The 23,230-nt window shown below is 72.5% G+C and carries 21 protein-coding genes and 1 tRNA gene; 9 read left to right on the top strand and 13 right to left on the bottom strand.

What is annotated here, in order from left to right; genetic code table 11:
- Nucleotides 1–156: 156 nt before the first annotated feature.
- From ABT360_RS20415 to ABT360_RS20430, 4 genes are all read right to left on the bottom strand, one after another.
- Entirely contained in the window at nt 157–2,595 is a 2,439-nt protein-coding gene (locus ABT360_RS20415; protein ID WP_351818121.1) for a GcvT family protein, read from the bottom strand.
- Nucleotides 2,596–2,615: 20 nt separating this feature from the next.
- Nucleotides 2,616–3,236, bottom strand: coding sequence for an MBL fold metallo-hydrolase (locus ABT360_RS20420; protein WP_351818124.1), 621 nt, complete (start codon nt 3,234–3,236; stop codon nt 2,616–2,618).
- Complete coding sequence (locus ABT360_RS20425; protein ID WP_351818127.1) at nt 3,233–4,318, bottom strand: S-(hydroxymethyl)mycothiol dehydrogenase; 1,086 nt, start codon at nt 4,316–4,318, stop codon at nt 3,233–3,235. Before ABT360_RS20425 ends, ABT360_RS20420 begins: the two co-directional genes overlap by 4 nt.
- 421 nt (nt 4,319–4,739) lie before the next feature.
- Nucleotides 4,740–5,483, bottom strand: a complete 744-nt coding sequence (locus ABT360_RS20430; protein WP_351818266.1) for an IclR family transcriptional regulator — start codon at nt 5,481–5,483, stop codon at nt 4,740–4,742.
- 241 nt (nt 5,484–5,724) lie between these two features.
- On the opposite strand from ABT360_RS20430, the gene ABT360_RS20435 reads away from it, so the two are divergent.
- From ABT360_RS20435 to ABT360_RS20445, 3 genes are all read left to right on the top strand, one after another.
- The gene (locus tag ABT360_RS20435; protein WP_351818130.1) at nt 5,725–6,045 is read left to right on the top strand and encodes a bifunctional 3-phenylpropionate/cinnamic acid dioxygenase ferredoxin subunit; all 321 of its coding nucleotides are present in this window, start codon (nt 5,725–5,727) and stop codon (nt 6,043–6,045) included.
- Nucleotides 6,042–7,220, top strand: a complete 1,179-nt coding sequence (locus ABT360_RS20440) for an NAD(P)/FAD-dependent oxidoreductase (RefSeq protein WP_351818133.1) — start codon at nt 6,042–6,044, stop codon at nt 7,218–7,220. Before ABT360_RS20435 ends, ABT360_RS20440 begins: the two co-directional genes overlap by 4 nt.
- Nucleotides 7,221–7,289: 69 nt before the next feature.
- Nucleotides 7,290–8,234: a hypothetical protein gene (locus tag ABT360_RS20445; RefSeq protein WP_351818135.1), complete on the top strand. Its 945-nt coding sequence runs from the start codon at nt 7,290–7,292 to the stop codon at nt 8,232–8,234.
- Here the strand turns inward: ABT360_RS20445 and ABT360_RS20450 are convergent.
- Nucleotides 8,206–8,709 carry a DUF4259 domain-containing protein gene (locus ABT360_RS20450; protein WP_351818138.1) on the bottom strand — a complete coding sequence of 168 codons (504 nt, stop codon included), beginning with the start codon at nt 8,707–8,709 and terminating at the stop codon, nt 8,206–8,208. The genes ABT360_RS20445 and ABT360_RS20450 overlap by 29 nt on opposite strands.
- Nucleotides 8,710–8,834: 125 nt before the next feature.
- Here ABT360_RS20450 and ABT360_RS20455 point away from each other — a divergent pair, with 125 nt between their 5' ends.
- Nucleotides 8,835–9,203 carry a DUF488 domain-containing protein gene (locus ABT360_RS20455; protein ID WP_351818141.1) on the top strand — a complete coding sequence of 123 codons (369 nt, stop codon included), beginning with the start codon at nt 8,835–8,837 and terminating at the stop codon, nt 9,201–9,203.
- Here ABT360_RS20455 and ABT360_RS20460 read toward each other — a convergent pair.
- Complete coding sequence (locus ABT360_RS20460) at nt 9,193–10,062, bottom strand: DMT family transporter (RefSeq protein WP_351818144.1); 870 nt, start codon at nt 10,060–10,062, stop codon at nt 9,193–9,195. The two genes, ABT360_RS20455 and ABT360_RS20460, sit on opposite strands and share 11 nt — an antisense overlap.
- Nucleotides 10,059–10,817 carry a phosphatase PAP2 family protein gene (locus tag ABT360_RS20465; RefSeq protein WP_351818147.1) on the bottom strand — a complete coding sequence of 253 codons (759 nt, stop codon included), beginning with the start codon at nt 10,815–10,817 and terminating at the stop codon, nt 10,059–10,061. Before ABT360_RS20465 ends, ABT360_RS20460 begins: the two co-directional genes overlap by 4 nt.
- Before the next feature lie 188 nt (nt 10,818–11,005).
- Between ABT360_RS20465 and ABT360_RS20470 the strand changes: the two genes are divergently transcribed.
- A complete protein-coding gene (locus ABT360_RS20470) occupies nt 11,006–11,617 on the top strand; it encodes a TetR/AcrR family transcriptional regulator (protein ID WP_351818150.1) in 612 nt (203 codons plus the stop codon).
- 520 nt (nt 11,618–12,137) lie between these two features.
- Here ABT360_RS20470 and ABT360_RS20475 read toward each other — a convergent pair.
- On the bottom strand, nt 12,138–12,617 hold the full coding sequence (locus ABT360_RS20475) for a DUF309 domain-containing protein (protein WP_351818153.1): 480 nt from the start codon (nt 12,615–12,617) through the stop codon (nt 12,138–12,140).
- A 124-nt stretch (nt 12,618–12,741) separates the two neighbouring features.
- Here ABT360_RS20475 and ABT360_RS20480 point away from each other — a divergent pair, with 124 nt between their 5' ends.
- Nucleotides 12,742–15,408 (top strand): ATP-binding protein, encoded by a 2,667-nt coding sequence (locus tag ABT360_RS20480; protein ID WP_351818156.1) that lies wholly within the window; start codon nt 12,742–12,744, stop codon nt 15,406–15,408.
- 52 nt (nt 15,409–15,460) lie between these two features.
- A tRNA-Pro gene (locus tag ABT360_RS20485) sits at nt 15,461–15,534 on the top strand.
- A gap of 681 nt (nt 15,535–16,215) precedes the next feature.
- On the opposite strand, the gene ABT360_RS20495 is transcribed toward ABT360_RS20485, so the two are convergent.
- The 5 genes from ABT360_RS20495 to ABT360_RS20515 form a co-directional block, all read right to left on the bottom strand.
- Nucleotides 16,216–16,824, bottom strand: a complete 609-nt coding sequence (locus tag ABT360_RS20495) for a poly(ethylene terephthalate) hydrolase family protein (RefSeq protein ID WP_444852286.1) — start codon at nt 16,822–16,824, stop codon at nt 16,216–16,218.
- Nucleotides 16,776–17,090, bottom strand: a complete 315-nt coding sequence (locus tag ABT360_RS20500; RefSeq protein ID WP_351818162.1) for a hypothetical protein — start codon at nt 17,088–17,090, stop codon at nt 16,776–16,778. Before ABT360_RS20500 ends, ABT360_RS20495 begins: the two co-directional genes overlap by 49 nt.
- 83 nt (nt 17,091–17,173) lie before the next feature.
- Nucleotides 17,174–17,824, bottom strand: a complete 651-nt coding sequence (locus ABT360_RS20505; protein WP_351818165.1) for a CoA transferase subunit B — start codon at nt 17,822–17,824, stop codon at nt 17,174–17,176.
- Nucleotides 17,821–18,579 (bottom strand): CoA transferase subunit A, encoded by a 759-nt coding sequence (locus ABT360_RS20510; protein ID WP_351818168.1) that lies wholly within the window; start codon nt 18,577–18,579, stop codon nt 17,821–17,823. Before ABT360_RS20510 ends, ABT360_RS20505 begins: the two co-directional genes overlap by 4 nt.
- A 237-nt stretch (nt 18,580–18,816) precedes the next feature.
- Nucleotides 18,817–19,620, bottom strand: coding sequence for an esterase/lipase family protein (locus ABT360_RS20515; RefSeq protein WP_351818171.1), 804 nt, complete (start codon nt 19,618–19,620; stop codon nt 18,817–18,819).
- Nucleotides 19,621–20,188: 568 nt separating this feature from the next.
- Here ABT360_RS20515 and ABT360_RS20520 point away from each other — a divergent pair.
- Together ABT360_RS20520 and ABT360_RS20525 are read left to right on the top strand one after the other, a co-directional pair.
- Nucleotides 20,189–21,097, top strand: a complete 909-nt coding sequence (locus tag ABT360_RS20520; protein ID WP_351818174.1) for a 3-hydroxyacyl-CoA dehydrogenase family protein — start codon at nt 20,189–20,191, stop codon at nt 21,095–21,097.
- A 133-nt stretch (nt 21,098–21,230) separates the two neighbouring features.
- A complete protein-coding gene (locus ABT360_RS20525; RefSeq protein WP_351818177.1) occupies nt 21,231–23,108 on the top strand; it encodes a helix-turn-helix domain-containing protein in 1,878 nt (625 codons plus the stop codon).
- Nucleotides 23,109–23,230: the final 122 nt, after the last annotated feature.

The raw sequence follows: 23,230 nt of genomic DNA on the forward strand, positions 1-23,230 counted from the left end.
CTTTCGTTTGGATCAGGCTGGATCAGGGAGTGGCGTCTGGTGCCGTGCATCGCAAGGCGGAGGAGGGAGCCACTGCGGAGCATTGGCGACCGACGACAACGCCGCGAGGTGCGGTGTCCAGGCGTCACGAGCCCAGCAAGATCCGAACGAGAGGCCCTAGCGGCGGATACGGCTCATCTCCGGGTCGAACAGGGGCTCGTCGGCGACCGTCGCCGCCACCTTCCGGTCGAAGTACCCGACGTGCACGGCGGTGCCCGTGGCCAGCGGCGGCAGCCACGCGTACGCGACGCAGCGGCCCAGCGTGCAGCCGTACGCGGCGCTCGTCACGTAGCCGGCGGGCGCCCGGTCCACGTACACCGGCTCCTTGCCGAGCACGACGGCGGCGGGGTCGTCCAGCAGCAGGGCGGTGAGCCTGCGTTCCGGTTCGCCCGCCTCCCGCAGAGCCTCGCGGCCGACGAAGTCCCCCTTGTCCATCCGGACGGCGAAGCCGACACCCGCCTCGTACGGGGTGTGCTCGTCGGTCATGTCCTGGCCCCACGACCGGTAGCCCTTCTCCAGTCGCAGGCTGTTGAAGGCGGACCGCCCGGCGGCGATGACACCGTGTTCCCGGCCGGCCTCCCACAGCGTGTCCCAGAGCCGCAGCCCCAGGTCGGCGCTGGTGTACAGCTCCCAGCCGAGCTCACCGACGTAACTCAGCCGCATCGCCGTCACCGGGACGTGCCCGAGGTACGTCTGCCTGGCCCGGAAGTAGCCGAAGCCCTTGTGCGAGAAGTCGTCACCGGTCAGCGGCTGGACCAGGGCGCGGGCGAGCGGCCCCCACACGCCGATGCAGCACGTCCCGGAGGTGATGTCGCGGATCTGGACGCCGTCCGGGGCGTGCCGCAGCAGCCAGTCCTCGTCGGCGCGGCTGTTGGCGCCGATCTGGAACCGGTCCTCCGCGAGCCGCGCCACCGTGAGGTCGGAGCGGATGCCGCCGCGCTCGTCCAGGAGCAGGGTGTAGGTGACGGCCCCCGGCTTCCTGGCGAGGTTGTTGGTCGTCATGCGCTGGAGGAAGGCGAGGGCGCCGGGGCCGTTGACCTCCAGCCGGCGCAGTGGGGTCATGTCGTACAGCGCGACCTTCTCGCGGGTCGCCCGGGCCTCGGCGGCGGCGATCGGCGACCAGTGGCGGGCCGACCAGGCGTCCCGCTCCGGCAGGTCCAGGCCCTCGGTGAGCGGGGCGTTCGCCTCGTACCAGTGCGGCCGCTCCCACCCGCCACCCTCCAGGAAGTACGCGCCCAGTTCGCATTGCCGGGCGTAGAAGGGGCTGACCCGCAACGGGCGCGGTTGCTCCATGGGCTGGAGGGGGTGCATGACGTCGTACACCTCGACGAATTGCTGTGAGCCGCGTTCACGGACGTACGCGGGCGAGCGCTGGGCGTCCTCGAAGCGGGTGAGGTCGCACTCGTGCAGGTCGATCGACGCGCGGCCGTCGACCATCCACTCGGCGACCGCCTTCGCGACACCCGCCGAATGCGTCACCCAGACCGCCTCGGCGAGCCAGAAGCCGCGCAGCGTGCGGGACTCGCCGAGGACGGGCATCCCGTCGGGCGTGAACGAGAAGACCCCGTTGAAGCCCTCCTCCACCTCCGCCTTCCCCAGTGCGGGCAGCAGCCAGGCGCAGTCCTTCCAGCTCGGCGCGAAGTCCTCGGGCGTGAAGGGGCAGGACGAGGGCATGACGGGCGCCTCGTCGTACGACGGGACGGCGAACGGATCGACGGGCAGCGGCCGGTGTGCGTAGCTTCCGATGCCGATGCGGTCGGTGTGCTCGCGGAAGTACAGGTCACGGTCCTGGAAGCGGAGGATGGGCCGGGACGCCTCGGCGGTCGCGCCGGCCAGTTCCGGCAGCGGCCCGGTCCTGGCGTACTGGTGGGCGAGGGGCAGCAGCGGGACGTCCACCCCGGCCATGCGGCCGACGACCGGGCCCCAGAAACCGGCGGCCGAGACGACGTGGTCGGCGGGGAAGGTGCCCCGGTCGGTCACGACACCGGTCACGCGGCCGTTCTCCCGCTCGATGCCGGTGACGGTGTGCCGCTCCAGGAACCGGGCGCCGCGCGCTTCGGCACGGGCCATCTGGGCCCGGCAGGCGAGGACGGCGCGGGCGAGCCCGTCGTCGGGGGTGTGGAAACCGCCGAGGACCTTGGTCTCGTCGAGGAGCGGCCACAGCTCCTTGCAGCGGGACGGCGGGACCACCTCACCGCGTACGCCCCAGGAGGCGGCGTATCCGGCCCGGCGGTGCAGTTCGGCGAGGCGCTCCTCGGTGGTGGCCACCTCCAGCCCGCCGACGGGGTTGAAGCAGGACTGCCCGTCGGCCTCCAGGGCGCGGAACTTCTCGGCGGTGTAGGTGGCGAACTCGGTGAGCGTCTTCGACGGGTTGGTCCGGAAGACGAGCCCGGGCGCGTGGGAGGTGGAGCCGCCGGGGGCGGGGAGCGGGCCCTGTTCGAGAACGGTGACGTCGGTCCAGCCGCGGGCGGTCAGTTCGTCGGCGAGGGAGCAGCCGACGATGCCGGCGCCGATGACCACGACACGGCGGTTGGTGGGTTCGGACGTGCGGGACATGCCCCTCCTGGAGTCAGGGTTCAGAGGTCGGCCGGTACGTGGGGCCGCTCGGCGCCGATCGTCGTGTCCTGGCCGTGCCCGGTGTGCACCACGGTGGCGCCCGGCAGGGGGAGCAGCCGCTGCCGTATCGAGGTCACGAGGGCGGGCCGGTCCGAGTACGAGCGACCGGTCGCTCCCGGGCCGCCGTGGAAGAGGGTGTCGCCCGTGAACACCGCGTCCAGGAACGGCACGTGAACCACGCAGCTGCCCCAGGTGTGGCCGGGCGTGTGCAGCACCCGCGCCGCGACCCCGGCGACCAGCAGCCGCTGACCGTCGCGCAGGTCGCCGTCCGGTGCGCGGCCGGGGTGGGCGGTGTCCCACAGTCCACGGTCGGCGGGGTGCAGCAGGACGGGCGCCCCGGTGGCCTCGGCGAGAGCGGGCGCCGCGCCGATGTGGTCGTCGTGGCCGTGGGTGCACACGATGGCGGTGACCCGGCGGCCCGCGACGGCCGCCGCGATGGTTCGGGGGGCATGGGCGGCGTCGACGATCAGCACCTCCTCGTCGTCCCCGACGAGCCATACGTTGTTGTCGACGTCGAAGGTCTCGCCGTCGAGGCTGAACGTGCCCGACGTGACCACCCGTTGGGCCCGGAGCGTGCTCACAGCATGACCACGGAGCGAAGGACCTCGCCCCGGCGCATCTTCGCGAACGCGCTCTCGACCTCCTCCAGGGCGATCTTCTCCGTGACGAACGCGCCGAGGTCCAGCCGGCCGCTCAGGTACTGGTCGATGAGGATCGGGAAGTCCCGGCTCGGCAGACAGTCCCCGTACCAGGACGACTTCAGGGCGCCGCCCCGTGAGAACAGGTCGATCAGCGGCAGCTCCAGCCGCATGTCCGGGTCCGGCACGCCGACCTGCACCAGCAGCCCCGCGTGGTCGCGCATGAAGAAGGCCTGCTGGTACGTCTCGGGCCGCCCGACCGCGTCGATCGCCACGTCCACCCCGAACCCGCCGGTCAGCTCGCGCACCGCCTCGACCGGGTCCGTCCCACGGGAGTTGACGGTGTGCGTCGCGCCGAAGCGGGTGGCGGCGTCCAGCTTCCTGTCGTCGATGTCCACGGCGATCACGCGCCGGGCGCCGGCCAACGAGGCGCCCGCGACAGCGGCGTTGCCGACGCCGCCGCAGCCGATGACGGCGACGGTGTCGCCCCGGCCGACGCCGCCGGTGTTCACGGCGGCCCCGTACCCCGCCATCACCCCGCAGCCGATGAGTCCCGCCGCTTCGGGCCGGGCCGCGGGATCGATCTTCACCGCCTGCCCGGCCGCGACCAGCGTCTTCTCGGCGAACGCCCCGATGCCGAGGGCGGGGGAGAGGGGAGTGCCGTCCAACAGGGTCATGGGCTGGGCGGCGTTCAGGGAGTCGAAGCAGTACCAGGGGCGGCCGCGGCGGCAGGACCGGCAGTCCCCGCACGGAGCGCGCCACGCGATGACGACGTAGTCGCCGGGGGACAGACAAGCCACCCCGTCACCCACGGCCTCGACGGTCCCGGCCGCCTCGTGGCCGAGGAGGAAGGGGAAGCCGTCGTTGATGGCGCCCTCCCGATAGTGCAGATCCGTGTGGCAGACCCCGCAGGCCTGGACGGAGACGAGCACTTCGCCGGGGCCCGGATCGGGCACCACGATCGTCTGCACCTCGGTGGGGGCGCCCTTCTTCACGGCGACGACGGCACGGACCTCATGTGGCACGACAGACTCCTCTGCTGTTGCGCACTGCACTATGGGTTGCGCGTCGAGGAACATACTGGGAACGCCGAGAAGTTGCGTCAAGAGGTGGGGGCAACACCCCGTGAATCCATCGCGGGAACAGGAACCCCCCCCAGCACACGGCGAAGCGGGGCCAGGCGTCCGGCGACCCCGTCTCCGGGCCCTCCCGCCGTCGGCCCGTCAGATGCCTTGCCCTGCGCGCCCGAACAGCTCCGCAGCGGGCCGTGACCGAGCCGAGTCCCGCGTGCCGCGCGCCGGGTCGCCGGGCGTCCGTGCCGCGTGCCGATTCGCCGGGGGATCCGGGACCGTGCCGGTTCACCGGGGGATTCGGGACCGTGCCGCGTGCCGGTTCGTCCGCGGCGCCGGGACCGTACGCCGCGCGTCGGCTCGGGCGGCCGGTCCGTCAGATGCCGTACCCCATCCGCCGCGACAACTCGTTCGCCGCCGCGACCGTACGCCGCGCCAGCTCCGGCAGCCGGTCACGCTCCAGGCGGTAGGCCGGTCCCGACACGCTCAGCGCGCCGATCACCTTGCCGTCGTGGGCGCGCACCGGCGCGGCGACCGCGTTCAGCCCCAGCTCCAGCTCCTGAGCCGCCAGGGCGAACCCTTGCGCGACCACCGACTCCAGCTCGCCGCGCAGCATCCCGGCGCTGGTCACCGTGTGCTCGGTGAACCTCGGCAGCGCCCGCGCCAGCAGCCCTTCCCGCAGGGTGACCGGCACGTGTGCGAGCAGCACTTTGCCGCTGGAAGTGGCGTGCAGCGGGGTGCGTCTGCCCAGCCAGTTCTGCGCCGTCACGGACGCGGGGCCGCGCGCCTGCATGATGTTGACGGCCGCGTCGTCGTCCAGCACCGCGATGTTGACGGTCTCGCCCAACTCGTCGGCGAGTTCCCGGCAGACCGGCGCACCCTCCTGGGAGATGTCCAGCCGCACCGCCGCCGCCCCCGCCAGCCGCAGTACGCCGGCCCCCAGGAAGTACTTGCCGCGGTCCTGCGTCTGGCTGACCAGGCCCCGGTTCTCCAGCACGCCCAGCAACCGGAAGGCCGTCGACTTGTGGACGTCGAGCTCGTCGGCGATGTCGGTGACGCCCGCCTCACCGTGCCGGGCGAGGATCTCCAGCACACTCACCGCACGATCCACCGACTGGATGGCGCCCGCCGCGCCCTTGGGTGTCCGGTCCCGCGCCTCGTCGATCTGGTCAGCCGCTGTCTGGTTGCGGGTCATAGCTCAACTCTCACCACCTTGCGGCCGGTTCGGGCCGCATCTTCGGGAAGCCCTTGACGGGGCAGGGACCCCGACCGGATTCTGTTGCGAATAGCGCGCCCTCATGCGCCATGTGCAACGTCATCTTAGCCAAGAGTCCTAGAATCCTGGACCAAGAGGGGGGCCCGTGATTCCCGTCTGCCGCCTCGAAGACCTCCCCGCGGGTGAATCCATCCGTGCCGACACCACCCCGCCCATCGCGGTGTTCAACGCCGACGGCGAGCTGTACGCCATCGACGACACCTGCACCCACCAGGACGCCTCCCTCTCCGAGGGATGGCTGGAAGGCTGCCTGGTCGAATGCCCGCTCCACGCCGCCTCATTCGATCTGCGCACCGGACAGCCGACCTGCCTGCCCGCCCGCCGCCCCGTCCGCACCCACCAGGTGGTCGTCACCGACGGTGTCATCCACGTCCGACCGGCCGCCGAGGAGGGCACCGCGGCATGAAGACCGTGACCGTGGTCGGCGCGTCGCTCGCCGGCCTGTACGCGGCCCGCGAGCTGCGCGCCCAGGGGTTCGACGGACGCCTCGTGATCGTGGGCGAGGAACCGCACCGCCCCTACGACCGCCCGCCCCTCTCCAAGGAGTTCCTCACCGGTGCCTTCAGCGAGGACGCACTCGCCCTCACCGACCCCGAGGAGGACGACGACCTGGCCGCCGAGTGGCTGCTCGGCACCCGGGCCCGGGGCCTCGACCCGCGCGGCCGCTCCGTGCTCCTGGACGGCGGGTGCACCGTCCCCACCGACGGTGTCGTCATCGCGACCGGCGCCTGGGCCCGCCGTCTGCCCGGCTCCCCCGGAATCGGCGGCGTCCACACCCTCCGCACGCTCGACGACGCCCGCGCCCTGCGCACCGACCTGACCGGCGGACCGCGCCGGGTCGTCGTCGTCGGAGGAGGCTTCATCGGTGCCGAGACGGCTTCCTCGTGCGCCGCGCTCGGCCATGACGTCACCGTCGTCGAAGCCGCCGAGCTCCCGCTCGTCCCCCAACTCGGCCCCGAAATGGCCGCGGTGTGCGCCGCCCTGCACACCCGGGGCGGGACGCGGCTCATCACCGGCGCGTCGGTGGCGGCCCTGCGCGGCGACCGCGGCGGCCACCGGGTCTGCGCCGTCGAGTTGGCCGACGGCCGCGTGCTCCCCGCCGACGTGGTCGTCGTCGGCATCGGAGCCGTGCCCCGCACCGCCTGGCTCGCCGGCTCCACCCTCGCCCTCGGCGACGGCGTCCGCTGCGACGACGGGTGCGTCACCTTACTGCCGCAGGTCGTGGCCGTCGGCGATGTCGCACGCGTCGGCGGGCTGCGCGCAGAACACTGGACCAGCGCCACGGAACAGCCCGCCGTCGCCGTACGCAACCTGCTCGCCGGCCGGACCGTGGCCACCGCGCGGCCGCTTCCCTACTTCTGGTCCGACCAGTACGGGTCGCGCATCCAGTTCGCCGGCCGGCGGAGGGACGGCGACACCGTCCGTATCACCGAGGGGGCCACCGACGGCGGCGGCTTCCTGGCCCGGTACGAACGGGGCGACGGCGCCACCACGGCCGTCCTCGCCCTGGACCGTCCCCGCCCCTTCACGAAAGCGCGCCGCGAACTCGCCCGAGCGGCCCGGCCCGTCCCCGCCAACTGAGGCCCGTTCCGCAACTGCTGCTCACGCCCCGGCAGCAGGCGCCGGACGCCTCTGGGAGATGATCCCGGTGTGGGGGGTGAGGCGATGAACGGCTGGGAGAGCAGGCCGGGCCGGCCGTGGGCGCAAGAGGCCGAAGGGCCGGGGGGCCTGTGGGACGCACGGGCCATCATGGTCGCTTCGGTGACGGTGCTGGTGATGATGCCGTCGGCGATCGCGGCCTGGGGCTTCGTGGAGTTGGCACAGGAGTCCCCGAGGCAGCCCGACGGCCCCGGCCTCGCTCTGCTGATGCTGCCGTTCATCTGTTGCGTCGGCTTCCCCGTCGCCCTGATGGGCGCCCTGTTCGCCGTGCTGCCGACGCTTCAGGGGGCTGCGTGGGCCGGCCGCCGGGTCACGGGCAGGGAGGCCTGGTGGTGGGTGCCCGCGGCAGCCGCCTCATGGGCGGCCCTGGCGGCGCTCGTGGTGGCGCTGCTGACGGACATCGGTCCGGGAACCTGGCTGCGGATGTGGCTGTGCGGTGCGGTGGGTCTGACGATCGTGGCGCTGGTGGCCCGCCGCGCCGTGCCCCGTCCACGGCCGTACTGGGCGGTCGTCGGGCACGGGCTGCTGTGCGCGACCGTCGTGTGCGCCATCGGATCCGGAACCTACGCGAGCGGGCTCGGGGAGGAGTACACCCCGCCAAGGGTCCACGGTTCGGACCTCGTCGGCACCTGGCACGACGGCCGCGGCGGCACCTTGTCGCTGGACGAGCGGGGCCACGCGGTCGCCACCCGGACCTGGGGGGAACCGGATGGCGGGGGCTCCTCGGGCCGGCGGTGCGAGGACACGGGCACCTGGACGTACGAACCGGACGACAACCCCTGGAACCAGACCGTCGAGGTCGACGCCGGTGACTGCTGGCCGGGCGTGTGGACGGTCGGAGGAACGAGGGACCGGCTGAAGCTGAACTACGAGTACGGCGAACCGGACTCGCCGGACTGGTACGTGCTCAGCCGCCGAAGCGGCCGGAACCGGTGACCGATCGAGCAGCCGGCATCCCTGGATCTCTGCACCCCTGGATCTCGAAGAGAGTGTCCTGTTGCGGTGGGACCGGAGGGTCGAGGACATCGCGGAGGCGGCCGATCACCTCACGCCACCTCGGACCCTCCGGGGTGTCGTCCCAGAGCTCGGCGAGTTCGGACCCCTCGGCCACCACCCGGTCGAGGGCCTCCACGGCGAACGGCCGGAGGTCGGCCGCGAAGACCGGCAGGGCTTCGTCGGGACCGAAGACCGCACAGACCGGTTCACCGCCCGGGCACTGCGCCGCGACGAGAGCCGCGGCAGCGACGGCCTCATCCCCTTCCGGGCTCTCGAGGCAGTCCCCGGACCGGACGGCGCGGGCCAGCGTCGCACGCACAAGATTCTCGCGCTCGCCCTCGGCCGTCTCGTCCAGGGTGTGGGCGAAGTCCGCAGCCGTGTCGTTCTGGAAGGGGCCGATGTCCCAGGTGCCCATGGTGCTCCTCGCGTCGATGTGCCGGTGATCATCGCACCGGCCTCCGACAGTGGTGCGGCGCGCCGCCCCGCTCACCTGCCGTGCTCGATCCCCGGCCGTTTTTGGGACGGACCTAACCTGGAGGTATGACGCGAGCCGCCCGCCGTCCCACGGTCCGCCGCATCTACGATCCCGCCGACCCCGGCGACGGGGTGCGGGTCCTCGTCGACCGGCTCTGGCCGCGCGGCCTGGCCAAGGCGGACGCGCACGTCGACGAGTGGCCCAAGTCCCTCACTCCCTCGACCGAGCTGCGGCGCTGGTACCACGCGGCGGAGGGCGACGCGTACGAGGAGTTCCGGCGGCGTTACGAGGCCGAGCTCGCCGAGCCGGAGGCGGCCGAGGCGCTCGACCGGCTGCGCGAGCTCGCCCGGAAGGGGCCGCTCACGCTGCTCACCGCCTCCAAGGAGCCGGACCGCAGCCACGCCGCCGTGCTCGTGGAGTTGCTCAAGGGGTGACCGGACTGGGATCGGCCTCCGGTGCGCGGGGCGCGGGCAGGGGGACCGGGTGACCGGCCGTCAGCAGGAGCACCCCGCGCGCCGCCACCGCCCCCGAGGCCGCCGCGACCAGCCAGCCGACCGGGCCCGCACGGAAGGTCTCCCCGAGCAGCGCGACACCGATGACGGCCGCGGCCGCCGGGTTCGCCAGGTTCACCACCGCGAGCGGCGCCGCCAGCCCGCCCCGGAACGCCGCCTGCGACAGCAGGAGCCCGCCCGTGGCGAACACCGCCACCAGCACCGCCATCAGCACGGTCTGCCACCAGGTCATCGGCCCGCCGGGCAGTTCCCGCGCCAGTGACGCGGTGACCGTCTGCGTCAGCGCCGACGCCACGCCCGACGAGATCCCCGCCGCCGTCGCCAGCCCCAGGGCGCGGCCCCCGCGGCGCACCAGTGCGGCGATCCCCGCCGCCGTCACCGCGGCCACCGCCAGCGCCTCCGGCAGCGACAGCGCGTCGCCCGGCGTGGCCGGGCCCACCACCGCGACGAGACCGAGCAGCCCGCCCAGCGTCCACAGCGCACCGCGCCACTCCGCCCGGGTCACCCGCCGCCGCTCGTAGTACGCCCCGACCGGCAGCGCGGCGACCAGCGTCAGGGCACCGAGCGGCTGGACCAGGGTGAGCGGCCCGTAGTGGAGCGCCGCGACATGGGTGAGCGCGCCGGCCGCGTTCAGCCCCACCGCCCACCACCACAGCGGCCGGGTGAGCAGCGCCCTGGTGCCCCCGCCGCTCACGGCCAGCCGCGACTGGGCGACCGCGGCCAGGGCGTACCCGGCCGACGAGGCCAGCGACAGCAGCACGGCCAACAGCGTGGCCCTCACCGCAGCACCGCCCGCGCCCCGAGGACCGGCACCCGCCACGCGGTCCCCGGCACCCGTACCAGGGCGAGGGTGGCACCCAGCAGCACCGTGGCCACCAGCGCGTCCAGCCAGTAGTGGTTGGCCGTGCCCACGACCACCAGCAGGGTGACCAGCGGGTGGAGCAGCCACAGCGCCCGCCACCGGCCGCGGGTGGCGGCGATCAGCCCGATCGCGACCATCAGCGCCCAGCCGAAGTGCAGTGAGGGCATCGCCGCGAACTGGTTGGCCATGGAGTCCGTCGCGGGTGTCGCGCCGTAGACGGAGGGTCCGTAGACCTGTGCGGTGTCGACGAGTCCCGCCTCGGCCAGCATGCGTGGCGGGGCGAGCGGCACGAGCAGATGCAGGGCGAGCGCGGCGGCGGTCAGCAGCGCCAGGGCACGGCGCGCCCACACGTAGTGGGCCGGGCGGCGCCAGTACAGCCAGGCCAGAAAGGCGAGCGTGGCCGGGAAGTGGACCCACGCGTAGTAGGCGTTGGCGGCCTGGACGACCGTCCCGCCGTCCAGCAGCAGGTCCTGCACCCAGCCCTCGCCCGGCAGGTGAACGGCCCGCTCCAGGTCCCACACGCGGTCCGCGTTGGCGAAGGCACGGGCCTCGTGACCGTTCGCGACCAGCCGGCCGCATTTGTAGACGAGGAACAGCGCTGCCACCAGCACCAGTTCGCGTACCAGGGGCGGCCGCGGGGCGGCGGTCGTCTCCGGTGGTATCCCGGCAGCCATGCTCGGCCCCTTTGAAGGTTCACATGAGAAACAAAAACGGAGGAAGCGTAGATCCGATTTCATCGAGACGCAAACGTCTCGATACGTTTGCGTCTCGATACGTTTGCGTCTCGATACGTTTGCGTCTCGATTGAGCGCCGCCTACTCTCGTACGTGCAGCAAGGCACCCGTCAGCCGGGAGAAGACCGATGTCCACGCAGGCCGCCACCGCCGCCGCACGCCGTAGCAAGATCACCCCGGAGCGCGAGCTCGAGCTGTACGAGGCGGTGCTCGACCTGCTGCGGGAGGGCGGGTACGACGCGGTGACCATGGAAGGTGTCGCCGCCCGCACCAAGTGCGGCAAGGCCACCCTCTACCGCCAGTGGAGGACCAAGTCCCAGCTGGTCACGGCCGCGCTCGACAAGAGCCGCTGCAGCCTGTTCACCGGCATCGACACCGGCTCCCTGGCGGGCGACCTCCGCGCGGCCGCGGTCGCCGCCGCGGGCCGGCGCGGCCGCGACACCGAGCTGATGGAAGCCGTCGGCCAGGCCTACCTCCAGCACCCCGACCTCCGCCGGGCGCTGCGCGAAACGGTCATCAACCCCGAGGTGGCCGCGCTCGACGCGATGCTGCGGCGCGGGGTCGAACGGGGCGAGATCGCCGCCGACAACCCCGCGATCGCCTTCGTCGCCCCCGGCTTCCTCGGTGTCCTGCGGATCGAGCGGCTCTTCGAGGACCGGTTCGGCGAGGAGGACGCGCTGCCGGCGTACGTCGAAGCGGTGATCCTCCCGGCCCTCGGCATCGCCCCCTCCGGCGCCTGACGGCCACACGGCCGCCCTCCTGGACGGCTACGTACGCGACCGGCGCGCCCGCCCCGCGGCGACCTGTGTTCCCCACTCGCCGCCGCGCGCTCGCCCCCGGCACCGGCGACCCCACGCTCGACCGGCGCCATGGAGCCGCGTCCGCACCGAGCCGGAGCTGCCACCCGCCGCCGTCGAGGGAGCCGCCCGCCACGACGCCCCCGTCCAGGACCTCGGCCGCACCACCACCCGCCCCGTCGCCCGTCCCGTCACCCACGCCCGCACCCGACTGCCCGCCGGAGCCTCGCTGTTGGTCGCGTACGGCTCCGCCCACCGCGATGAGACCTTTTCGCGCGCGTGGTTCGACGCCCGTGGCCACAGGCGGCGGAGTCCGAGGAAGTGGCCGAGCCCGGCACCCTCAGCTGCCGGTGGTTCTCCGCCGGCGCCGGCAGCCACCTGGTGCCGGAGGAGCACACGGACCCGTCGGCGGCCGACCGCGCAGAACACGCGTGAGGAGTGACCCGGTCAGGACACCCGGCCGTCACCCCACTAGTGTCGGCGCCTCCGCCGCCGGGTCCACCACGTCCACCAGCCCGTCCAGCCGCCCGGCCAGTGCGCGGGCCCATGCCACGAGACCGTCCACATCGATCCCGTGCGGACCCTTCGCGTACGCCCCGATCCGGTCCGCGCCCCGCAGCAGAAGCCGGGCCCCGCCCGCCGTGTTCCCGCGGGCGGCATGGGTCAGACCGACCGCCAGCTGCGCCAGCCCCCGCCACAGCTCCCGCTCCTCCTCCGGACCGGACTTCCAGGCGTCCTCGAAGACCTCATGGGCGTGGAAGGGCATCCCGGCGTCCAGCAGCCGCTGCGCCTCCCGCACCGTCTCGCCGGGCGTGCGCACCACCCCCTCGGGCTGCCGCTCCACCCCCGCCTCGCCGTACGGCAGGGGGCGCCCCAGCCCGTCCCTGGGGCGTGCGCTGCGCGCCCGCCCCTCCTCGTCCCGGTCCCTCCGCGTCCTGTTCACGCCCCAATTGTCGCCCGTCCGGCGGGTACCGTCCCAACCATGTCCGCCGGCCGGGGTACGGGGCTACGCTCGGCTGGCCACGATGTGTGGGGACTCGTCGGGTACTCGTGGGGGAGGGAAGGCGATGCTGCCGTCCCGGCCGGAACACCGGCTTGCCGTACCGCTGTTGGAGCGCGAGCCCGAGCTCGCCGCCGCCGCTCGCGCCGTGGAGGCGCTGTGCGGCCCGGCCGCGTCGGGGGGCCTGCTGATCTATCGGGGGGAGGCGGGCATCGGCAAGACCGCCCTGCTCGCCGCGGTTCGCCGGCTCGCCGAGGACCGGTGCACCGTCCGCGGCGCGCGAGGCGGCGAAACCGTCACCTCCGTGCCCTTCCACGTCGTACGGCAGTTGCTGCGGCCCGCGCTCGCCGGCCTCGGCGACGACCGGATCGCGCGCCTGTTCGGTGACTGGTATGACGTGGCCGCCCCCGCCCTCGGCATTGCCGCCCCCAGCGGGCCGGCGGCAGACCCTCAAGGAGTACGGGACGGCCTGGACTGGTTCGCCGCGCGGCTCGCCGAGCGCCACCGGGCCCGGCCCCTCGTCCTGTTGGTCGACGACGCGCACTGGGCGGACAGCGAATCGCTGACCTGGCTCGCCTCCCTGGCCGTGAGACTGCCGAGCCTGCCCCTGCTCGTGGTCCTCGCCCACCGCGCCGACCCGCCGCCCGGGTCCGCCGCCCTGCTCGACCGGCTCGGTGACGCCGCCCGGCTGCGCGTGACCCTGCACCCCTTCAGCCCCGGCGCGACCGCCGAACTGACGCGGGCCACCCTCGGGGACCGGGCGGACGACCCCTTCTGCCGCGAGGTGTGGGCCGTGACCGGCGGCAATCCGTATGAAACGGTTGAACTCCTTGCCAAGGTCCAGGACCGGATGCTCGACCCCGTCGAACGGTCGGTCGGCCGGCTGCGCGACCTCGGCGCCTCGGCCCGCGGCAGCGGACTGGTCGCCCGGCTCGAACGGCTCGGCACCGGGCCCGCCCGGCTCGCCTGGGCCGCCGCCGTGCTCGGCACCGACATCCCGAGGGGGCTCGCCGCCTCGCTCGCCGGGATGACCTCCGCCGAGGCCGCCGGCTGCGCCGAACGGCTCCGGGAGGCCCGTATCGTCACCGGCTCCGACACCCTGGAGTTCGTCCACCCGGTCATCGCCACCGCCATATACCGCTCCATTCCCCCCGCCACCCGCACCGCCATGCACGGCCGGGCGGCCTGGGCCGTCGCCCGCGCGGGCCTCGGCGCCGCGGCCGCCTCCCGCCACCTGCTGGAGATCCACCCGGACGACGACGCGGAAGTCGTCGCCCAACTGCGCGAAGCCGCCCGCGAACACCTCGCCGTCGGCGCCCCCGAGGCCGCCCGCCGCTGCCTGGAACGCGCCCTCCAAGAACCCCCGCCGCCCCACGCGTACGCCCAGGTTCTCTACGAACTGGGCTGCGCCGCCCTCCTCACCTCACCCCCCGCCACCGTCCGCCACCTCCGCTCCGCCCTCGCCCTGCCCGGCCTCGACGGAGACCTCCGCGCCGACGCCACCTGCCGCCTCGCCCAGGCCCTCGCCCACAGCGACCAGCTCCGCGAGGCCGCCCACTCCGTCGCCACCGAAGCCGCCCGCACCCCGGCCGGCACCGCCCGCACGCGGCTCCAGGCGGCCCACTTCATGTACGAGGGGTTCCGGGCCACCGAGGACGACGGACCCGGCCGCTCCCGCCGCCTCGCCGACCTTGCCGACCACCTCCCCGGCACCGACAACGCCGAGCGCGCCCTGCTGTCCCTGCGGGCCTTCGACGCCATGCTGCGCGGCGAGGACGCCGAACACGTACTCGACCTGTGTGACCGCGCCCTCGTCGACGGCCGCCCGGCGCGCGGCCTGAGCTGGACCGACACCGAGTGGGGGTTCGAGACACCGGCCGTGGTCGGCGTCACCTACGCCTTCACCGACCGGCCCGACCGCGCGCTGGCGCTGTTCGAGGAGGCCGTACGCGCCTACGAGATCTCCGGCTGGAGCGGCGCCCACCTCGCCTTCGCACACACCCTCCTCGGTCTCGCCCACCGCCGCCGCGGTGCCCTCGCCCTGGCCGAGAGCTTCCTCCGCGAGGGACTCCGCCTCGGTGACCGGGTCGGCAGCGGACTGCCCGTCCAGTGGGACGCCGCCTGCCTGCTCATCGACACCCTGCTCGCCCGCGGCCGGGTCACCGAGGCGCGCGACGTCGCCACCCGCCACCACTTCGGTCCACCCTGGCCGAACGCCATGATCATGCCCGACGGCCCGTGCGTCCACGGCCGCCTGCTCCTCGCCGAAGGCCGTACGAAGGAAGCCGTCACCGAACTGGAAGCCGCCGGCCGCGCCTTCGAGGCCCGCGACCGCCACAACGGCCTCTGGGCCCCCTGGGCCTGCGACCTCGCCCGCGCCCTGGCCACCGAGGACCCCACCCGTGCGGCCCGGCTCGCCACCCGCGCCCGTGTCCAGGCCGAACGCTTCGGCACCGACACCGCCATCGGCGAAGCCCTCCGCTGCGCCGCCCTGTTCGCCCGCCCCGACGAAGCCGTCCAGATCCTCGCCCAGGCGGTCCACCACCTGGAGGCGTCCCCGTCCGCGTACGAACACGCACTGGCCCGCCACGAATACGCCCTGGCCCTCCGCTCCCCGGCCGAACTCACCCGCGCCGCAACCCTCGCCACCGCCTGCGGCGCCGACGCCCTGGCCGCCCGCGCCCGCACCGACCACGCCCACCTCACCCACGACGCCAACCCCGCCCCGGAGTGAGGTAACCTTCTCTTGCGCGTTCACCCCGGCGAAAGCCGAGGCACACGCGCACCGGGACGTGGCGCAGCTTGGTAGCGCACTTGACTGGGGGTCAAGGGGTCGCAGGTTCAAATCCTGTCGTCCCGACTCGAAGGAGTCGCAGGTCAGGGGCCGTTTCAGAGGGATCTGAAACGGCCCCTCGACCGTTTTCGGGCACCAGTTGGGGACCGGCTTGCCTTGACCGGTCAGCAGGCGACGACGATCGGGCCCGGCAGGGACCGTGGCGCGCGCACCCCGCTGAGGTGGGCCGGAAGGGCGGCACCGGCGGCTGTGATCTCGTGCGCGTCGGAGTGCAGTCTCGTCGGCGATCCGGTTCTGCACGGATACGGTCGACGGCACCGTCGGTGATCATCCGGACCGGCAGGTGCCCGAGGGCCGGCACCACGCGTACTCGCCACCCCGGGAGACAGGGGGTCGCGCGTCTTCCGTTCGAGACCCCGCAGGGCGAGCTCCAGGTTCGGGTCGCCGTGACCGGCGAGCTTCATGGTGGCCACCGAGGGGGCGAGTCCGGCCTCCGCCGCCTCGATGACCCGTGGGCACCGCGCCTGGGGCAGCTCGTGGCCGGGGCGCGAGGGCCAGTCCGCTCGCCCCGTCCTCCCCGTACTTCTCCAGAACCTTCGGCACGTCACGGTGCGCCCCGACCCGGGATGCGGGTCGGGGCGCACCTCAAATGTTGTGGGGTGTCGAGCAGTCCGGTCCACAGAGACAGTGCGGCACCTGGTCAGCCAGGCTGAGGCTGCGTCGGACTCTCCGCCAGGTGGTGTGCGGTCAGGGGCCGGGGACGGCCTTGGCCCGGGGGTTGCGCTCGAAGGCCGACCAGAACGAAGACGAGCAGTAGGTGCAGTTGGGGCCGAAGTACAGGCCACGAGCCTGCTCGTCATGCATGAGGTGGAAGCGGAACCACGCGGTGACGGGGCCGTGCAGGCCGGGGATGCCGTAGTGGTCGGCGCCGCGTTGTTCGGCGTAGATGGCAGGCACCTGGGTGGCCTGGCTGTAGGTCCGGCGGACCGTCGAGGGTGACACGATGGTGTCGTTCTGCCCGGCGTAGAACACCGCGGGGCCCCGCACCCGGCTACCGCTGCTGAAGGCGAGGGGGTAGATCGGCGCGATCGTGTCCACCCGGGGATCGGCCCCGGCGTCGACCGCCGCTCCGCCGCCGAAGGAATGGCCGGTGGCACCCACGTTGGCCAGGTCGACCTTGCCCTGGTAGACGCTGCCCGCCCGGCCGTTCTCGGTCGTCAGGTAGTCCAGTCCTCGCAGCATGGGCCCTCCGGTGCCCGCGTTGCCCTCCGCCGCGGCGACGATGAAGCCGTGCGACGCGAGGTGGTTCAGCAGGGGGCATACCGGTCGAGACCGGAGCGGGCTCCGTTGTTCCACAGGACGACCGGGTGTGTGGTGCAGCCCAACGTACCCAGGTCGGCCGGCCGGAAGACGGTTGTGCCTCGTCCGTTGGATGCGGAGCTGACGGCGAACGGGCCGGGGGCGGCCCACTGGCCGTCGACCGACGGACAGGTCGAGGTCGTCGCCCCGGCCGCGGTTGTGCCAGTGACGCCGCCCGCCACCAGCAGGGCCAGGGCTGCGAGCAAGGTGCCGACGGCGCGGCTCGCGCGATGACGTTTCAGGGCGCGGGGTGGGGAAGCCATGACTCTCCTCTGTATGAAGAAGTGCTGCCTGGGCGGAAATGGGGCGAATGCGCCTGATCGGGAGGTCGACCGGCCTGCCTGCTTCAGCAGGCAGCCGACATGTGGTCGAGACGTACGGTGGCGGCCGTGCTGTTGATGACGTCCTCGACGGTGGTGCCCGGGGCGGTTTCCACCAGGGCCAGGCCGTTGGGCGTCACGTCGAGGACGCCGAGGTCGGTGATGACGCGGTGGACGCACCGCTCGCCGGTGAGGGGCAGCCCGCACTCCTCCAGCAACTTCGGGCTGCCATCCCTTGCGGTGTGCTCCATGAGGACGATGACGCGGCGGGCCCCGTGGACGAGGTCCATCGCGCCTCCCATGCCCTTGACCACCTTGCCGGGGATCATCCAGTTGGCGAGGTCGCCATGTGCGGAGACCTGCATGGCGCCGAGGACCGCGGTGTCGATGTGGCCGCCGCGGATCATGCCGAAGGACAGGGCCGAGTCGAAGAAGGCGGCCCCGGGCAGGACGGTGACGGTCTCTTTGCCGGCGTTGATCAGGTCGGGGTCGACCTGATCTTCGTACGGACAGGGACCGGTGCCCAGGATGCCGTTCTCGGAGTGCAGGACCACGCGCACACCGGGTGGGACGTGGCCGGGGACGAGGGTGGGCAGGCCGATGCCGAGGTTGACATACGAGCCGTCGGTGAGTTCGGCGGCGGCTCGGGCCGCCATCTGCTCGCGGGTCCAGGTCATCGGGAACGTACCGTCCTTTTCTCGATCGGCTTGTCGGCCGCCTGAACGGGGGTGAGCTGGACGATGCGCTGGACGAAGATGCCCGGAAGGTGGATGTGGTCGGGGACCAGTTCGCCGGGTTCGACCAGTTCCTCGACCTCGGCGATGGTGGTCCGGCCGGCCATGGCCGCGAGCGGGTTGAAGTTGGCGGCGGCCCGGCGGAAGACGAGGTTGCCGTGCCGGTCGCCGCGCCAGGCCCGCACGAGCGCGTAGTCGGTGGTGATGGCGCGCTCCAAGACGTACGTGCGTCCGGCGAAGACCCGGGTCTCCTTGGGCGGGGAGGCGAGGGCGACCGTTCCGTCGGGGGCGTAGCGCCAGGGCAGTCCGCCGGCGGCGACCTGCGTGCCGACCCCCGCCGGGGTGTAGAAGGCGGGGACACCCGTGCCGCCGGCCCGCAGCCGTTCGGCGAGCGTGCCCTGGGGCACCAGTTCCACCTCCAGTTCCCCGCTCAGGTACTGGCGGGCGAACTCCTTGTTCTCACCGACATAGGAGCCGGTGACGCGGGATATGCGGCCCGAGCCCAGCAGGACTCCCAGGCCGCGCCCGTCCACGCCGCAGTTGTTGGACACCACTTCGAGGTCGTCGGCGCCCTGCTCGTGGAGCGCCCGGATGAGTGTGTCGGGTACGCCGCTGAGGCCGAACCCGCCGACGGCCAGAGTCGCTCCGGCGGGGATGTCGGCCACTGCTCGCGAGGCCGAAGGCATCGTCTTGTTCATGGTGGAGAAAAGGCCCTTCGTGTGCCGCGCGCCGCGGACCGGCCGCACCGACGCGTGCTGCGCTGGTCCGCCGAGGAGGGCGCGGAAGTCGAGGTCGGCGTGAGGCCGGGGCGAAGCCGGTGGTGCGCCGGAGGTCGAGGTCGGCGTGAGGACGGGCGAAGCCGGTGGTGCGCCGGGCGCCGCCGGGGTGCGGCGCCCGGCACGGCCGGTGCACGTCCCCCTTGACCGGGCGGTGGGTCAGTCGTTCTCGTGCGCGCTGATGAACGAGCGCATCTTCGCCAATGCCGTGGCGTTCGAGATGATCATGAGGTGGTTGGGCGCCATCGGTCCGCTCATCAGGTAGTTCTCGTCGGCGCCGGCCAGCTTCGCGGTGTCGGTCGGTGTGGCGTTGTAGTCCGCGGTCGACCTGATCGTGAGGTAGTCGATCCTGTCGTTGAAGGGGACTTCGGAGGGATTGTTCAGGGCCTTGAGGAACGGGGTGTTCGGGGAGGCGAACTGCTGGCAGGACACGTACCACTGACAGCCGTTGTTGGTGGTGCCGTGCTGCGGTCCGGCGAACCCGATGTACTGGGAGACCTTGTCCGCGCCGTCGAGGTTCTTGATGTAGTACCGGGCGGCCAGGGTGGAGGCGGACCACGTGGCGAGGACGACCTTGTCCGCCCCGGTCTGCATGCGGACCTGATCGACCTTGGCCGAGAGCTCCTGTGCGGCCCTGGCCAGGTCCTGCGTCATCGAGCTGCTGTCGGTCCAGGTGAACAGCCGGTTCGAGGGCCAACCGTTGGTCTGCAGGTTGGACTTCATGGTGTTCATGTTGGCCGGTGAGCCGGTCATGCCCGGGATCATGATCACGGGGTCGTGTCCGGCGGCAGCGGCGGCGGCAGGCTGGGGCTCTGCGCCGGACGCCTGGGAGGCCAGGCCCAGCAGGCTCGTGGTCAGCAGGGCCGCGAGCGAGGCGCTGAGCAGCCGCCGCGCAGGGGCTGTTCGCCGGTTGCCGGTGTGGGTCGATGCCGTCCCGCTGAGCCTGGTGGACGCAAACAGCATGGGGGGCTCCTTACCGTCGTGCGGTCACCGGGCGCTGATGTGCGGCTCGCACCCGGTGGGACGCCGACAGGGATGGTGGGGTGGTGTGACACAGAGCACGCTAGAACCACCTGTCGCGGTAGGCGGATGGGCGCAGTGCACGTCTTTCACCTCCCGTGGTGTCCGCTCCAGCCATTACGTCTCGGCCCCACCGGCCGGGAATGCGCGTCAGGCGCGTGTGCGGGCCCGCACACGCGGCACAACCGGCGCGACCCGACGGCACTCCGGACCCGTGGGCGCCGCGTGGGCACTGAGCACACGTCCAGCGCATCACCTATGTGCGCTGCTCCTCTCGTAGCGCCTTGTGGAGGCGTCATACCGTCGTAGCGGCGCGTCGGGGCCGCCGGCGCCGTGTGGTTGTCCTGGCCGCCGCCTGCCGTGCGAGCAGGCGTCCGAGCCATCGACGTGTGCACCACCCTCGGCCGCTCCGGCCTCTGCCGGCCGCGCACCTCGCCTTGCGCCTCTGGCGCTCGGGTGCGGCGAGGGCACACGTCACCGCATACATCCGCCCAGTCTTGGAGGACAGGCAATGACCCGGTTCGGAATCATCGGCGGCGGGCTCATGGGGCACGGAATCGCTGTTGCTCTCGCCCAGGCGGGGCACCGTGTCGTCGTGTATGACGCGGACCCCGCGACCCTTGCCTCCCTCGATGAGCGAATCGTGCGGGCACTCGAACGCTGCGACATGCTGCCGGGCGATGTCGGGTTGGTCACCGCACGCATCACAGCGGCGAAAACCCTGTCGGACATGGTGCTGCGCGTGGATGCCGTGATCGAAGCTGTCCCCGAGCGACTCGACGTCAAACATCAGGTCCTGGAGGCGCTGGAGGCGAGGATTCCGGCCGTGATGCCGGTGTGGTCGAACACCTCGGTGCTCTCGCTCACCGAAGTGGCCGAAGGCATGCGGCATCCGCAACGGCTGGTGGGAGTGCACTGGTGGAACCCGCCCTACCTCATTCCGCTGGTCGAGGTCGCCCCGGGCGCGGATACGGACCACCGGTTCGTGCAGGAAGCGTGCGAAGTGCTGAACGGGATGGGCAAGACGACGGTGCGCCTGCACCGTGACGTCCCGGGATTCATCGGCAACAGGCTCCAGTTCGCGCTGGTACGGGAGGCCCTGCATCTGCTGGAGCAGGAAGTCTGCGACCCGGTGACGATCGACACGGTCATGCGGGCGAGCCTGGGCCTGCGCTGGTCGGCCGTGGGCCCCATGGAGAACGCGGATTTCATCGGACTGGACCTGACCAGGAACATCCTCGACAGCCTGGCGCCCCACTTGTCGGCCGCGGTCACCTTTCCCGCGCTCGACGAGCCGCTCGACGCCGGGCAGCGAGGCCGCTCCTCAGGAGGCGGGCTGCTGACCTGGCCGCCCGGGCGGGGCGAGGAAGTGGCACAGCGCCTGGAGAACGGCATTCGCCGCAACCTCGTCGAACCGTAAGCGCCCGCGCCGGCCGCAGGGACGGCGATGGCGCCTTCGCGGAGGGCGGTTCGCTGCGGATCACTGCGGTGCCTCCCCGGCGATGCGGCGCCATACTTGCCGGACTGCGAAGGCACAGCTCGACGGAGGGCCGATGGCACGCACGTACGGCATGTCTTTCCTCGAACTACTGCTCAACGACGCCGACATGGAGTCCTTCGACGAGGTGCTCGCGGCGGCACGCGCCGCGGGGGAGCCCGCCGGCCGCCTCGACGAGCTGAAGGAGGAGCGGGCGATCGCACTGCGTCTGCGGGAGAGGCTTCTGCGGCACCGCCGCAACGAGGCGGAACTCCAGCTGCTCAACGACACCGCGAACGACCTGGCCTCCCTGAGGGCCCTCGACCCCATCCTCCAAGCGATCTCCGACCGGGCACGGCGGCTGCTGGACTGCGACCTGGCCTACATCAGCCTCAGTGACCGCGGCCGCGGCGACAGCTATATCAAGGCGGCCGCCGGCAACATCTCCGGTCTGTTGCGTGAACTGCGGTTGCCGGTCGGCACCGGCGTCGGAGGGATCGTGGCGCGGACGGGCGAGCCGTACTCCGTCGCCTCGTACCTCACCGACGATTCCTTCGCCCACACCTGTGAGATCGACAAAACCGTTGCCGCGGAGCGGATCGAGTCCTTGCTGGGTGTGCCGGTCAAACTCAATCAAGAGGTGATCGGGGTCCTGATGGCCGCGCACCGCAGTCAGCGCGAATTCAGCAGCCGGGACATCACCGTTCTGATGATGCTCGGCTCACATGCTGCCGTGGCCATCGAGAACAGCCGCCTGCTCAGTGCCGCCCAGGAGGCCGTATCGGAGCTGCGGGTCGCCAACGACACCATCAGTTCCCACATGGCGGACCTGGAACGCACCGCGGAGGTCCACGAACGCCTCACCCGCCTGGTCATCCAGGGCAACGGCGTCGACGAAGTCGTCCAGGCGACCGCGACCGCGGTCACTGGCACCGTGGTCGTCCTCGACGAGGAGGGCACCATAGTGGCCCGGTCCTGCGGTCAGGACGCGGTGCCGGCCGGCGAACTCGGCCGGCTCAGCGCGGACGCCTGGCAGGCGGGGCACACCGTGATCCGCGCGACGCGGTGCGCCGTTCCCCTGATCACCGAGTCCGAGCCCCTGGGCACGATCATCCTGAGCGCCACCGCGCAGGTCGACGCCACCGACCGGCGCATCCTGGAGAGGGCCGCACTGGTGGCCTCCCTCGTGCTCGTCACCCGCAGACGCATGGCGGAGGCCGAGGCGCGCGTGCGCGGAGAACTGCTGGGGGACCTGCTGACCGCGCAGAGCGAGGACCACGACCTCCTGCGGCACCGGGCCGCCCTGCTCGGCGTCGACCTCACCAGCTGCCGCACCGTGGTGGTGGCCCGGGTCGAGGACGAACCACGCGAGCGGGTCTACGCCGCCGCCGCGGCCATAGCCCGGCGCTCCCGCGGCCTGGCGACCTTCCAGCGCAACACCGTCATCCTGCTGCTGCCAGGAGACGACCCCCAGGCCCTGGCGCGCCGAGCCGTGGACGAGCTCGCGCGGACCTCACGCCACCCCGTCACCGCCGGGACAGCGCGGGCCGCGGACCTCGGCCACATCGCCGCTGCCTTCCGCGAGGCGGACAACTGTCTGCACGCTCTGATCGCCCTCGGCAGGACCGGCGAGATCGCCGACACACGCGGACTCGGATTCGTCGGAGCCCTCTTCAGCGGAGAGTCGGCGACCGCCTCCTTCATCGAATCCGTCATCGGCCCGGTCATCGCATACGACCGAACCCACCACTCCGACCTGGTACACACACTCGACACGTACTGCCGCACCGGCCGGCACGCCCGCAACACCGCACGCGAACTGCACCTGCACGTGAACACCGTCACCCAACGACTGGGCCGGGTGAGCCAGCTCCTCGGCACCACCTGGCGCGATCCGGAACGGCTCCTGGAGATCCAGGTCGCCCTGCGGCTGCTGAAAGTCAGCAAGCCTTAGCATGCCCGACTACGAACCGGCACACCTCGCGAGTATCCCCTGTGTGCGCCCAACCCATACCGCCGTTGGCGGCACGCTTCGTAACCTTTGCGCCTCGCGACACGAGGCACAAGTGACGGAGA

The sequence above is a fragment of the Streptomyces sp. NPDC000229 genome, from assembly GCF_040300825.1.
GTDB lineage: Bacteria > Actinomycetota > Actinomycetes > Streptomycetales > Streptomycetaceae > Streptomyces.

Excerpts from the sequence above, each read along its gene's own strand:
- ABT360_RS20500 (WP_351818162.1), bottom strand. The coding sequence starts at position 17,090 with ATGGCTTCCCCACCCCGCGCCCTGAAACGTCATCGCGCGAGCCGCGCC.
- ABT360_RS20510 (WP_351818168.1), bottom strand. The coding sequence starts at position 18,579 with ATGAACAAGACGATGCCTTCGGCCTCGCGAGCAGTGGCCGACATCCCC.
- ABT360_RS20455 (WP_351818141.1), top strand. The coding sequence starts at position 8,835 with ATGACGCGAGCCGCCCGCCGTCCCACGGTCCGCCGCATCTACGATCCC.
- ABT360_RS20440 (WP_351818133.1), top strand. The coding sequence starts at position 6,042 with ATGAAGACCGTGACCGTGGTCGGCGCGTCGCTCGCCGGCCTGTACGCG.
- ABT360_RS20505 (WP_351818165.1), bottom strand. The coding sequence starts at position 17,824 with ATGACCTGGACCCGCGAGCAGATGGCGGCCCGAGCCGCCGCCGAACTC.
- ABT360_RS20470 (WP_351818150.1), top strand. The coding sequence starts at position 11,006 with ATGTCCACGCAGGCCGCCACCGCCGCCGCACGCCGTAGCAAGATCACC.
- ABT360_RS20525 (WP_351818177.1), top strand. The coding sequence starts at position 21,231 with ATGGCACGCACGTACGGCATGTCTTTCCTCGAACTACTGCTCAACGAC.
- ABT360_RS20465 (WP_351818147.1), bottom strand. The coding sequence starts at position 10,817 with ATGGCTGCCGGGATACCACCGGAGACGACCGCCGCCCCGCGGCCGCCC.
- ABT360_RS20480 (WP_351818156.1), top strand. The coding sequence starts at position 12,742 with ATGCTGCCGTCCCGGCCGGAACACCGGCTTGCCGTACCGCTGTTGGAG.
- ABT360_RS20450 (WP_351818138.1), bottom strand. The coding sequence starts at position 8,709 with ATGGGCACCTGGGACATCGGCCCCTTCCAGAACGACACGGCTGCGGAC.
- ABT360_RS20520 (WP_351818174.1), top strand. The coding sequence starts at position 20,189 with ATGACCCGGTTCGGAATCATCGGCGGCGGGCTCATGGGGCACGGAATC.
- ABT360_RS20515 (WP_351818171.1), bottom strand. The coding sequence starts at position 19,620 with ATGCTGTTTGCGTCCACCAGGCTCAGCGGGACGGCATCGACCCACACC.
- ABT360_RS20415 (WP_351818121.1), bottom strand. The coding sequence starts at position 2,595 with ATGTCCCGCACGTCCGAACCCACCAACCGCCGTGTCGTGGTCATCGGC.